10 protein-coding genes are annotated in these 12,000 nt (G+C 57.0%); 3 read left to right on the plus strand and 7 right to left on the minus strand.

Features of this window, described 5'->3' with window-relative positions:
- Together nrdG and nrdD are read right to left on the minus strand one after the other, a co-directional pair.
- Entirely contained in the window at nucleotides 1-465 is a 465-nt protein-coding gene (gene nrdG / locus FVB43_RS03700) for an anaerobic ribonucleoside-triphosphate reductase-activating protein (protein WP_167863388.1), read from the minus strand.
- The gene (gene nrdD / locus FVB43_RS03705) at nucleotides 462-2,600 is read right to left on the minus strand and encodes an anaerobic ribonucleoside-triphosphate reductase (RefSeq protein WP_167863389.1); all 2,139 of its coding nucleotides are present in this window, start codon (nucleotides 2,598-2,600) and stop codon (nucleotides 462-464) included. The genes nrdG and nrdD overlap by 4 nt, the downstream gene beginning before the upstream one ends.
- A gap of 297 nt (nucleotides 2,601-2,897) precedes the next feature.
- Between nrdD and FVB43_RS03710 the strand changes: the two genes are divergently transcribed.
- Together FVB43_RS03710 and FVB43_RS03715 are read left to right on the plus strand one after the other, a co-directional pair.
- Nucleotides 2,898-5,450 (plus strand): DEAD/DEAH box helicase, encoded by a 2,553-nt coding sequence (locus FVB43_RS03710; RefSeq protein ID WP_167863390.1) that lies wholly within the window; start codon nucleotides 2,898-2,900, stop codon nucleotides 5,448-5,450.
- 130 nt (nucleotides 5,451-5,580) lie between these two features.
- Nucleotides 5,581-7,953 carry a beta-N-acetylhexosaminidase gene (locus FVB43_RS03715; protein ID WP_167863391.1) on the plus strand — a complete coding sequence of 791 codons (2,373 nt, stop codon included), beginning with the start codon at nucleotides 5,581-5,583 and terminating at the stop codon, nucleotides 7,951-7,953.
- A gap of 48 nt (nucleotides 7,954-8,001) precedes the next feature.
- Here FVB43_RS03715 and ridA read toward each other — a convergent pair whose 3' ends face one another.
- The 5 genes from ridA to argF all read right to left on the minus strand — a co-directional run bounded on the left by ridA (nucleotide 8,002) and on the right by argF (nucleotide 11,405).
- Nucleotides 8,002-8,388: a 2-iminobutanoate/2-iminopropanoate deaminase gene (ridA, locus tag FVB43_RS03720; RefSeq protein ID WP_133844004.1), complete on the minus strand. Its 387-nt coding sequence runs from the start codon at nucleotides 8,386-8,388 to the stop codon at nucleotides 8,002-8,004.
- Between the two features lie 288 nt (nucleotides 8,389-8,676).
- The gene (gene pyrI, locus FVB43_RS03725) at nucleotides 8,677-9,141 is read right to left on the minus strand and encodes an aspartate carbamoyltransferase regulatory subunit (protein WP_133844002.1); all 465 of its coding nucleotides are present in this window, start codon (nucleotides 9,139-9,141) and stop codon (nucleotides 8,677-8,679) included.
- 12 nt (nucleotides 9,142-9,153) lie between these two features.
- Entirely contained in the window at nucleotides 9,154-10,089 is a 936-nt protein-coding gene (gene pyrB, locus FVB43_RS03730; protein WP_133843999.1) for an aspartate carbamoyltransferase, read from the minus strand.
- 20 nt (nucleotides 10,090-10,109) lie between these two features.
- Nucleotides 10,110-10,304 carry a hypothetical protein gene (locus tag FVB43_RS03735; protein ID WP_133843997.1) on the minus strand — a complete coding sequence of 65 codons (195 nt, stop codon included), beginning with the start codon at nucleotides 10,302-10,304 and terminating at the stop codon, nucleotides 10,110-10,112.
- Nucleotides 10,305-10,394: 90 nt separating this feature from the next.
- Nucleotides 10,395-11,405, minus strand: a complete 1,011-nt coding sequence (argF, locus tag FVB43_RS03740; RefSeq protein ID WP_133843995.1) for an ornithine carbamoyltransferase — start codon at nucleotides 11,403-11,405, stop codon at nucleotides 10,395-10,397.
- 157 nt (nucleotides 11,406-11,562) lie between these two features.
- On the opposite strand from argF, the gene rraB reads away from it, so the two are divergent.
- Nucleotides 11,563-11,991, plus strand: coding sequence for a ribonuclease E inhibitor RraB (gene rraB / locus FVB43_RS03745; RefSeq protein WP_133843993.1), 429 nt, complete (start codon nucleotides 11,563-11,565; stop codon nucleotides 11,989-11,991).
- Nucleotides 11,992-12,000 lie beyond the last annotated feature (9 nt).

A 12,000-nucleotide genomic window follows, 5' to 3' on the forward strand; every position in this document is an offset into this window, starting at 1 on the left:
TCAACGTAAATTATGAATCACCTGGTTGCTGCTGCCGCGCCACAGCAGCGCCGGGTCTTTGAGTGCCTGAATAAACTTCCCGTCGATCAGCACATTCACGCTGGCGACCACCTGCTGCTGCTTTGCGCTCAGCTCTTCCAGGCGGTAACCTGTCCACATCCAGATATCTTTGCCAGCACACTCACGCTGCACCCGGCGCAGCAGCCGTCCGACATCCGCCAGATTGGCCGGATGCAGCGGATCGCCACCTGACAGCGACAATCCCTGGCGCGGAATACGCGTATCGTTAAGATCGGCAATCAGCTGCTCTTCCATTTGAAGGGTGAACGGTAACCCGGAGTTCAGCCGCCAGGTGCTTTTGTTATAGCACCCGGGGCATTCATGCACGCAGCCCGCGACAAACAGCGTGCAGCGCGTACCGGGGCCGTTAACGATATCCACCGGGTAGTACTGATGGATGTTCACCCCAGTTGACCGTTACCCAGGTGCTTCACCCGGCGTTTAACCTCCTCCTGCTTCCCGGCGTTAAACGGACGGGCATCAGGACTGCCGAGATAGCCACACACCCGCCGCGTCACCGAGACGCGAGTGCTGTCATGGTTACCGCATTTCGGGCAGGTAAAACCTTTGCTGGTGCACTCAAACTCGCCGGTAAAACCGCACTCATAGCACTCGTCTATAGGCGTATTGGTGCCGTAATAAGGCACCCGGCTGTAGCTGTAATCCCAGACGTCTTCCAGCGCCTTAAGGTTGTGCTGAATGTTAGGGTATTCGCCGTAACAGATAAAACCGCCGTTCGCTAACGGTGGATAACCGGCTTCAAAGTCGATTTTGTCGTACGGATTGACCTTCTTCTCCACATCGAGGTGGAAGCTGTTGGTGTAGTAGCCCTTATCGGTGACGCCCGGTACCACGCCGAACTCGGCGGCATCGAGGCGACAGAAACGGTCACACAGGTTCTCACTGGGCGTACTGTACAAACTGAAGCCGTAGTCCGTTTCCTCTTTCCATGCCTCGACGGCGGCGCGCAGTCGGGCAACAATCTCCAGCCCTTTGGCGCGCAGTTGCGCATCATCATAAGGATGCACACTGCCGCCGCTCAGGGCATTCAGCGTTTCATGAATGCCAATATAGCCCAGAGAAATGGAGGCTCTGCCGTGACGGAAGATAGGTGCCACCGGGTCATCGGCTTTCAGGCGCACCCCGCATGCGCCCTCCATATAGAGGATGGGTGCCACGCGGGCCTTCACATTTTCCAGCCGGGCGATGCGTGTCATCAGGGCTTTCTTTGCCAGCAACAAACGCTGGTCGAGCAGCGTCCAGAAGCGGCTCTCATCACCCTGTGCCTCCAGCGCAATACGCGGCAGGTTAAGGCTGATCACGCCGATATTGTTACGGCCATCGTGGATCGGCTCGCCGTTCTCTTCATACACGCCCAGGAAGCTGCGGCAGCCCATGGGGGTTTTAAACGATCCTGTGACCTTGACCACCTGATCGTAGTTGAGAATATCCGGATACATGCGTTTGCTGGCGCACTCCAGCGCCAGCTGTTTGATATCGTAGTTGGGCTCGCCAGCGGCCTGATTCAGTCCGGCTTTGATAGCAAAGACCAGTTTTGGGAACACCGCCGTTTTATGATTTTTCCCCAGCCCGGCAATGCGGTTCCGCAGAATCGACTGCTGGACCAGGCGCGCCGCCCAGCTGGTGCCAAGGCCAAACCCAAAGGTGACAAACGGCGTCTGGCCGTTGGCGGTATGCAGTGTATTCACTTCATATTCCAGTGACTGGAACGCGTCGTAACACTCTTTCTCGGTGCGTGTCTGGGCATAGGCTTCGACATCCGCCACCTGCCATTGCTGCGCAGTGGCACGATGTTTCACCAGGCTCGCTTCCACAAACGGGGCCAGCACCTCATCGATGCGGTTAATGGTGGTGCCGCCGTAAATATGGCTGGCCACCTGGGCGATGATCTGTGCGCTAACGGCGGTCGCGGTGGAGATCGACTTTGGCGGTTCGATCTCGGCATTCCCCATCTTGAAGCCATGGGTCAGCATGCCGCGCAGGTCAATCAGCATACAGTTAAACATCGGGAAGAACGGCGAATAGTCGAGATCGTGATAGTGGATCTCACCGCGTTCATGCGCGCTGACCACATCGCGCGGCAGCATATGCTGACGGGCATAGTGCTTAGCGACGATGCCGGCCAGCAGATCGCGCTGGGTCGGGATCACTTTGCTGTCTTTGTTGGCATTTTCATTCAGCAGTGCCGGGTTGCTCTGTTCAATCAGACCGCGAATTTCATGGTTCAGCCGACCGCGCAGCTCGCGGGCCACGTCGCGATCGTGGCGATATTCAATATAGCTGCGTGCCAGCTGCGGATAACGGCCTGCCATCAGTTGGTTCTCAACCGCGCGCTGAACCTCCGCGATATCCACGCTCGGGCGGGCGGTGAGCTGGGCGCTAATCTGACTGGCGACGGTGGCGCAGTAGTCGTCATCGTTAATTTTCGCAGCCTGTGCAGCGGCACGGATTGCCGTCTCAATACGCGCTGGATCGAAGGCGACCTGACAGCCGTCCCGCTTGATTACCTGAGTTGCCACCGCCGCTCTCCTGAATGAAGAAAATCTATATGTGGGTTTGGATGGCTATAGTAAACGCTATATATAGTGTTGCGATCAGATTTAAACGCCGTTTTATTGACCTGAGGCAAAGATCTGACAGCAGCGCAGCAAAGATAAGCGATGGTCAACGTCGGTTAAGGTTTTGTGTGGTTATACGCTATTTTTTGCCATCAAGGTGTGCTGTGGCGGTTGCATTCAACCCAAAGGAATCACTACTATTGCCGGTTGCCATAGAGCGAAATCCATTTTGCTCTGGTCTCTCAGGGATACTGTCTGATGTCGTCTGTCGCTTATAACGAAAAACAGGTCATTCGCTGGCTCGGTGCACGTACCGTGGCCCGGGCGCGCGATCTGGTCGCCAGCGTACAGAATCTGCAGTGGCAAAATAATTTGCTGACCGGTGAGTTGCCGGGACGTAAAGCGGAACCTTTCAGCGTGATCGTGCATTTCAGTCGTCCCCAGGGCAGGTTGCTGGCCAGCGGGGAGTGCAGCTGTGCTGTAAAAAATAACTGTAAGCATGTCGCGGCGCTGATGCTGGCGAACCTGCAACCCCGCCAGCCGACAGCGGCAGTGGCCCTCAAAACCATTGAGGCAGTGCCTGTCCCGGTGCTGCAACTGCAATCACGTGCCAAATTTATCAGCGGCTATGGTCATTATGGTCATCGCCAGAAGCGCCTCGATTTTGCCTCCGTCAGCTTTGACTACGCAGGCGTGAACGTTGATGCAGGAAGCCGGGCGGAGAACTTTACCGATCGAAATGGCCTGCGCTACCACGTTCAGCGCCATACGGAAGAGGAGCAGTCCTGGCTGGCGCAGATCGACACGGTCGGGCTGAATGCCATCCCCGCCGGGCATATTTATACGCCAGCTCCGTTGCCCCCGGCGATCTTCGCCCCGGCATCGCCGCCGCAGTGGCGTGATTTCATTAAAAAAGGCCTGCCGGCGCTGCGCAAACGCGGCTGGCGCATCAGCATGGATGATGATTTCACCTGGAACGTCTCGGACGTTGATGCGATTGAAGGGCGCGCAGTACAGGGCGAGGACGGCTGGTTCGATCTTGAGCTGGCGATGAAAATTGGCCGCCGACGCGTGCGCCTGGAGCCGCTGCTGGCGAAGCTGTTTGAGCGTGACCGCCGCTGGATGTCCGGCAATCTGCGTCTGATTGATGATGACGAACAGATTGAGATGCGTGACGATAAGAATCAGCGATTGCTGTTTCGCGCGGGTCAGCTAAAGCCGCTGGTGGGCAATCTGATTGATCTGTTTGGCGCGCATCAACCGCTGCGACTGGCCGCCTGGGATATCGGGCGTCTCAGCGAGTCCGGCGATCGTAATCGCTGGATATTTGACGGTGACAACGCGGTCCATCAGCTGGCAGAGCGATTGAACGGGCACAGCGGTGTACAGGCCATTGCCCCGCCTGTTGGCTTGCAGGCCACCCTGCGCGATTATCAACAGCAGGGCGTGAACTGGATGCAGTTCCTGCGTGAGCATCAGCTGGCGGGCATACTGGCCGATGATATGGGGCTGGGGAAAACGATTCAGACGCTGGCCCACCTGCTGCTGGAAAAAGAAGCCGGGCGCCTCGATCGTCCTGCACTGATCGTGGTGCCGACCACGCTGGTCCATAACTGGTGCTGTGAAGCACGGCGCTTTGCCCCCGATCTGCGAGTACTGGCGCTGACCGGGCCGCAGCGCAAAGACTTTTACGATCAGATGGAACAGTACGACGTGGTCATCACCACCTATTCACTGCTGTGGCGCGATCAGCCGCAGCTGGTGGCGCACTATTATCATCTGCTGATCCTCGATGAGGCGCAGTACGTGAAGAACAGCGCCTCACGTGCCGCCTCGGTAATCCGCACCCTGAAGACGCGGCATCGTCTCTGCCTGACCGGAACCCCGCTGGAAAATCACCTCGGGGAGCTGTGGTCGCAGTTTGATTTCCTGCTGCCGGGCTTCCTCGGCAGCGAACGCGACTTCACCCAGAACTGGCGTATTCCGGTAGAACGCAATGGCGATAAAGTCAGGCGTGAGCTGCTGGCGAAGCGCGTACGGCCGTTTATGCTGCGCCGCCGTAAACAGGAGGTCGCCAAAGAGCTGCCGCCGAAAAATACCATTGTGCGCAGCGTGCCTCTGGACGGTGCGCAACGAGAACTGTATGACCAGGTGCGTGCCGCCATGCAGGACCGCGTACAGTTAGCGATGCAGCAGCAGGGGCCGGGACGCAGCCATCTGCTGGTGCTGGATGCCCTGCTAAAACTGCGCCAAATCTGCTGCGATCCGCGTCTGATGTCCGATCCGCGCGCCGAGCGGGTGAAACACTCTGCCAAGCTGGCGCTGCTGCGCGAGATGCTGCATGACCTGCTGGCAGAAGATCGGCGCATCCTGATCTTCTCGCAGTTCACCACCATGCTGGGCATCATCGCCGAAGAGTTACAGAAAGCGCGCATTCCTTATGTCATCCTGACGGGCAGCACCCGCGATCGCACTGAGCCGGTACGGCGTTTTCAGCAGGGCGAAGTCCCGGTGTTTCTGATCAGCCTTAAAGCGGGCGGAGTTGGGCTGAACCTGACGGCGGCCGACACGGTGATCCACTACGATCCCTGGTGGAACCCGGCGGCTGAAAATCAGGCCACCGATCGCGCTTATCGCCTCGGGCAGGATAAACCGGTCTTTGTGTATAAGCTGATCGCGGCCGATACCATTGAAGAGAAGATCGTCGCGATGCAGCAGCAAAAAGCCGAGCTGGCCGGAGAGATCCTCGACGACGAGCTGAGTGAACCCTCCAGTTTCAGTCAGGACGATCTGGCGGCACTGTTCTCCTGACATCACCGCCCGGATAGCATCAAAACGTTAACGGCGCCTGCGCCTTATGGAATTCGTTTCGTGAGATGTAACTTGATGTAACACGCGAATTATGTTTTATGAGGTCATCACAAAAAAAGGATGCCCTGATATGCCATGGTCACTGCGCCCGCTGTTGCTTGCCTGTTCCCTGTTTCTGCCATTCACTGTGGCTGCCGACCCGGCAGGGAAACTCCCGCTGATGCCCTGGCCGCAGCAGGTAGAGCAGCCAGAGGGTAGGGGAAATCTGGCCCTGACCATGCCGCTGGCGATTCAGGTTAAGGGCGATAACCTGCACGAGGCAATCCCGCGCTGGCAGCAACGCCTGGCGCGTCAGACCGGTAACCCTGATCTGCCGATTTCCGCCAGTGCCACGTCATTACAGATCCGTATCGCCCGACAGGTTGCCGCTATTCCTCAACCGGACAGCGATGAGAGCTACCGGCTGGTGGTCAGCGCCGACGGCATCACACTGGATGCAGCCACCCGTTTTGGCGCGATGCGCGGCATGGAAACGCTGCTGCAACTGGTGCATAACAGCACGGTGCCCCTGGTGACGATTAATGACCACCCGCGCTTTCCGTGGCGCGGGATCCTGATTGATTCTGCCCGCCACTTTATGCCCATTGAGACGCTGAAACGCCAGATTGATGGCATCGCCGCTGCGCGTATGAACGTCTTCCACTGGCACCTGACCGACGACCAGGGCTGGCGTTTTGGTTCCAGTCATTTCCCACAGTTGCAGGAAAAAGCCAGCGACGGACTGTGGTACAGCCCGCAGCAGATGCGCGATATCGTCAGCTATGCCGCCCATCGTGGCGTGCGTGTGGTGCCGGAAATTGACTTTCCGGGGCACGCTTCGGCACTGGCGGTGGCGATGCCTGAACTGATCGCGGCACCGGGGCCTTATCAAATGGAACGTGGCTGGGGCGTCTTTAAACCGCTGCTCGATCCGTCCCGCGAACAGGTTTATCAGTTTATTGATACGCTGGTGGGCGAGGTGGCCGCCATCTTCCCCGATCCTTATCTGCATATTGGTGGCGATGAAGTGGATCCCAGCCAGTGGGATAACTCTGAGGCTATCGCTCAGTTTATGCAGCAGAAAGGGTTGAAAGACAGTCATGCACTGCAGGCATATTTCAATCAACGGGTGGAGAAGATCCTGGAAAAACACCAGCGACAGATGATCGGCTGGGATGAAATCTATCATCCCGATCTGCCGCGCAGCATTCTGATCCAATCCTGGCGCGGACCGGATGCGCTGGGTGAAGTGGCAAAAAACAACTATCGCGGCATCCTTTCTACCGGCTTCTATCTCGATCAGGCCCAGCCTGCGGCGTTCCATTATCGCAATGAAGTCTGGCCGCAGGGACTGAACGATGCCGATCGGATCAAAGAGGGCGAAACAGCACAGAGCTGGCAATTTACGCTGCCACGTCTTAAGGGTAAGCCGCTTACAGGCAGCTTTACGCTGATTGATGCCGTTGGTGGATGGCGCGGATTTATTGATTTCGAAGGGCGCTCGCGGCGTATGGTGCGGGAGATCCGCTGGCTGTCGCCCACCCAGTTTACCTTCCGTGTCGACAGCTGGATGGGCGAGCTTCGTCCAGTGCTCACCCTGGCGGGCGACAACATGAGCGGCTACTGGCGCATCGGTAACGTGCGCTATCCCACTGTGGGCAGCAGGCTGCCGCAGCCTCCGCAGGGTATAAAACCGGTACTGCCGGATGATGCCCAGTTGCGAAATAACCTGCTGGGCGGGGAAGCGGCGCTGTGGAGCGAAATCGTCGATGAGAACGTGATTGACGTCCGTTTGTGGCCGCGGGCATTTGTGGTGGCAGAGCGGCTGTGGTCGGCCTCTGATGTGACGGATGAGCAGAATATGTATCAGCGCCTGGCGGCGGTTGATAGCTGGTCCGCCGTGTCGGTGGGTCTGCAACAGCACGCGGAGACGCAGTTGCAGATGATGCGTCTGGCCAACAGTAGTGACACGGTGCCGCTGCAAATCTTCGCTGAAGCGCTGGAGCCTGCGCAATTCTATACCCGACAGCATCTGAAATATCAGGCCGGACATTACACGCAGGCTGAACCGCTGAACCGGCTGGCCGATGTGCTGCCATCCGAAAGCAACAAAGTACGTGAGCTGGATCAGCAGGTGGACGCGCTGATCGCCAATCGGGGTGACCGACAGGCGGCGCAGGCGATCCGCCGTCAGCTTCTGCAGTGGCAGCACAATATTCCGCTGGTAGAGCCGGTGCTGGCGCAGAACCCGCAGCTACGGCCGCTGCTGCCGGTGGCAGGGCAGGTGGCAGAGATCAGTCAGATGGGGCTGTCACTGCTGGATGCGATGGAAAAGGAACAAACTTTTGGCGCTCGTGAAGTGGCGAAGATGCATCAGCGGCTGGATCAGGCGGCGCTCAGCCAGGATGAAGTGGTGATTGCGCTGGTGTATCCGGTGGAGAAATTATTGCGCAACGGGAAATAACGGCGGGTCGATCGTTGATCGACCCGTACAACGATTCACGACGTTCGCTTAACGACGTACAGCGATCGCTTCGATTTCGATGTTCACATCTTTTGGCAGACGCGCCACTTCCACACACGAACGTGCCGGGAAGCTGGCCTGGTGCTCAGTGAAGAAGGCTTCGTAGGTGGCATTCACCGTGGCGAAGTCATTCAGATCTTTCACGAACACGGTGGTTTTGACGATATCACCCACTTTCAAACCCGCGGCCTCAACAATCGCTTTCACATTTTCCAGCGACTGGCGTGCCTGCGCGGCAATATCGTCCGCCACAGCGCCGGTTTTCGGATCGACCGGGATCTGGCCTGACGTGAAGATCATGCTGCCGAGATCCACACCCTGAACATAAGGGCCGATAGCGGCGGGGGCGTTTTCCGTACTGATTTCGCGAGACATAGTTTCTCCTGAATGTGTGCGATGGTGAGGATAGGGGTACAGCGTATCATTTTTGCCCGGGCCGGGCATGCCCGGCCCCTACAGGTACAGTGATATTCCGTAAGAGCGAGGCCCGACAGCAACGGTGATACCCCGTAGTGGCGAGGCCCGACAGCAAAGGTGATACCCCGTAAGAGCGAGGCCCGACAGTAACGGTGATACCCCCGTAGTGGCGAGGCATGCCTCGCCTCTCTGTTTGACCCGGCGCGTGTCACATCCTGCCCACGCAACGGACCAAATGCAACGGCATTAACCGTTTGCCATCACCACATGGTGCGCGAACTCTTTCTCGCAGTATTTACATTTCAGGTGCAGCTCATCCTGGCGCTGTTTCACCGCGAAGCTGGAATGCACCGGTTCAGAACGGCTGATGCAGTTGCTGTTCGGGCAGGTCAGCACGCGTTCAATCCGGTCTGGCAACGTCGGGGAGCTCTTCGCCACCACGTTGTAATCATCAATGCGGTTCACCGTTGCGTGCGGTGCATACACCGCCAGCTGGTTGATCTGATCGTCGGTCAGGAAGGTGTTCTCAATCTTGATCAGGTCTTTGCGGCCCAGCTCACCCGAGGGCAGATTCAGGCCAATGGTAATGCGCTGGTCGGTTTCCGTCAGGCGGAACAGGGAGAGCAGCTTAAAGCCAATCTGGGCCGGGATATGGTCGATCACCGTGCCGCGTTTAATCGCTTCAACCTGTAATTTATTATCGTGTGTCATGTGCTTATCCCCTTAAAGAACCGGTTCGCTGTTCAGTACCAGCGCCAGAAGTGCCTGGCGTGCGTAGATACCGTTACCTGCCTGCTGGAAATACCAGGCGTGCGGCGTGTGATCGACATCCGTGTCGATTTCGTCAATACGCGGCAGCGGGTGCAGAACTTTCATATTCTCGCGTGCTCCCACCAGATCGCTGGCGCGCAGAATAAACTGGGCTTTGACGTTAGCGTATTCCGACGGATCAAGACGCTCTTTCTGTACGCGGGTCATATACAGAATGTCCACCTGCGGCACCACTTCTTCAATGCTGTCATGACGTGTCCAGACAATGCCTTTTTCGTCGAGCATATCGGTGATGTAAGCCGGCATCGCCAGTGCATCAGGCGCAATAAAGTAAAAACGATTGCCTTCAAACTTCGCCAGCGCCTGGGTCAGTGAATGTACGGTGCGGCCATATTTCAAATCACCGACCATCGCCACGCTGAGGTTATTCAGACGGCCCTGCGTTTCCTGCAAGGTAAACAGATCGAGCAGCGTCTGAGTCGGATGCTGATTGGCGCCATCGCCCGCGTTCAGGATCGGCACGCCGCCGGAAAACTCGGTTGCCAGACGCGCGGCGCCTTCCTGCGGATGACGCATGACAATCGCATCCACATAGGTGCCAATCACGGAGATGGTATCGGCGAGGGTTTCCCCTTTCTTGCCCAGCGAGGTGTTGCTGCCATCGGCAAACCCGACCACGGACGCGCCAAGACGATGCATCGCCGTTTCAAACGAGAGGCGGGTGCGGGTGGACGCTTCAAAGAAGCAGCTGGCAATCACGTTGTGCTTCAGCAGCTCAGGCTGTGGGTTCGCCTTCAGGCTGGCCGCGGTACGCAATACCAGCTCCAGCTCTTCACGGTTGAGATCGTTAATTGAAATAATGTGTTTGTGATATAGGGGGTTAGCCATTTCCACTCCTTTTGCCGTTATCATTCATGATGCAGCGGTGTCGGCTGCCTCATGAGTGCTATAGCGCAACGTTTTTGCATTAAAATACGGGCAAAAAAAAGCCCCTCAATGAGGGGCTTTTCTTGATGATCGGTCATGCAACGGGAGGAAAAACGGTGCTGCCCGCCTGTAGAAAGGCGATTCAGTACGGCTTGATTAACGCAATTCAGTTTCATGCATCCTCCCGGCAAACGGGGTGCATTATACGCATTCATCCGTTTGCAGCAAGCGAAAAACGCGTAACGTAATCGTTTGCCTGGGGTGAGTTACCCCAATTGTGCCAGCGTGGCCACCATCACTGCTTTGATGGTGTGCAGACGGTTTTCTGCCTGGTCAAACACCACGCTGTGCGATGATTCAAACACCTCATCGGTGACTTCCATGCCGCCGTGCAGATCGTACTGCTGCGCCATCTGCTGGCCCAGCGTGGTCTGGTCATCGTGGAACGCAGGCAGGCAGTGCAGGAACTTCACCTGCGGGTTCCCGGTCGCCTCAAGCATCGCCATGTTCACCTGATAAGGGCGCAGCAGGGCAATACGTTCGTGCCATACCTCTTTCGGCTCACCCATGGATACCCAGACGTCGGTGTAAATGAAGTCCGCGCCCAGCACGCCTTGCGCAATATCTTCTGTCAGGGTGATTTTTCCGCCGGTTTTTTCTGCCACGCTGCGGCATTCAGCAACCAGCCCCGCATCCGGCCAGCAGCTTTTCGGTGCCACCAGGCGCAGATCCAGGCCTGTCAGCGCCGCCGCCTCCAGCAGAGTATTGCCCATATTATTATGGGTATCGCCGACGTAGGTCAGCGTCATCTGACTGAAGGCTTTCTCCGGCAGGTGTTCCTGCATGGTGAGCAGGTCCGCCAGCAACTGGGTGGGATGAAACTCGTTGGTCAGCCCGTTCCACACCGGCACACCAGCGTGTTCGGCCAGGGATTCCACCAGCACCTGGCCGTGGCCGCGATATTGAATACCGTGGTACATCCGGCCCAGCACGCGGGCGGTGTCTTTCATCGACTCTTTATGGCCGATCTGGCTGCCGCTCGGGCCAATCCAGGTGACGTTCGCGCCCTGATCGTATGCGGCAACTTCGAAAGAGCATCGGGTGCGGGTCGAGTCTTTTTCGAAGATGAGCGCGATATTTTTACCTTTCAGATGCTGAATTTCTTCGCCATTTTTTTTATCGGTCTTCAACGTGGACGCCAGCGCCAGTAAGCCGTTGATTTCAGCGGGGGTGAAATCGAGCAGCCTGAGGAAGTGACGTTGATATAACTGACTCATAAAGCACTCCGGGATGATCTTTAATGAATTAAAATTCAATTTAACCGTATTAATATTCACTTTCAACCCCGAAGAGCAGAAACTTGCTTTTAAAGGTAGTGGCGCAGAGGGCACTGTGGGAAAATACGCGAAATAACGCCTTAATGAGGAAGCGATCATGGCTAATGAAGCATTGTTGGAAGAGCAGCGTGAAGAAACGCGGCTGATTATTGAAGAACTGCTGGATGATGGCAGTGACCCGGACGCGCTGTACACCATTGAGCATCATTTCTCTTGCGACAGCTTCGATGCGCTGGAGAAAGCGGCCGTGGAAGCTTTTAAGCTGGGTTACGAAGTCACTGAGCCGGAAGAGCTGGATCTGGAAGATGGCACCAAAGTGATGTGCTGCGATATTCTCAGCGAAGGCGCGCTGAACGCTGAACTGATCGACGCGCAGGTTGAGCAGCTGATCGATGTGGCGGGCAAGTTCAACGTTGACTACGACGGCTGGGGCACCTACTTCGAAGATCCGGACGCGCAGGATGACGACGAAGGCGATGAAGATGACGAAGCCATCGACGGCGAAGATAACGGCATCCGCCACTGATTCTCCCCT

The organism is Erwinia rhapontici, from assembly GCF_012271765.1.
Classification (GTDB): Bacteria; Pseudomonadota; Gammaproteobacteria; order Enterobacterales; family Enterobacteriaceae; genus Erwinia; species Erwinia rhapontici.

Bases quoted from the DNA above. Each gene is read 5' to 3' on its own strand.
- ridA (WP_133844004.1), bottom strand. From the start codon at position 8,388: ATGTCTCGCGAAATCAGTACGGAAAACGCCCCCGCCGCTATCGGCCCT.
- argF (WP_133843995.1), bottom strand. From the start codon at position 11,405: ATGAGTCAGTTATATCAACGTCACTTCCTCAGGCTGCTCGATTTCACC.
- pyrB (WP_133843999.1), bottom strand. From the start codon at position 10,089: ATGGCTAACCCCCTATATCACAAACACATTATTTCAATTAACGATCTC.
- FVB43_RS03735 (WP_133843997.1), bottom strand. From the start codon at position 10,304: ATGAAACTGAATTGCGTTAATCAAGCCGTACTGAATCGCCTTTCTACA.
- FVB43_RS03715 (WP_167863391.1), top strand. From the start codon at position 5,581: ATGCCATGGTCACTGCGCCCGCTGTTGCTTGCCTGTTCCCTGTTTCTG.
- FVB43_RS03710 (WP_167863390.1), top strand. From the start codon at position 2,898: ATGTCGTCTGTCGCTTATAACGAAAAACAGGTCATTCGCTGGCTCGGT.
- rraB (WP_133843993.1), top strand. From the start codon at position 11,563: ATGGCTAATGAAGCATTGTTGGAAGAGCAGCGTGAAGAAACGCGGCTG.
- pyrI (WP_133844002.1), bottom strand. From the start codon at position 9,141: ATGACACACGATAATAAATTACAGGTTGAAGCGATTAAACGCGGCACG.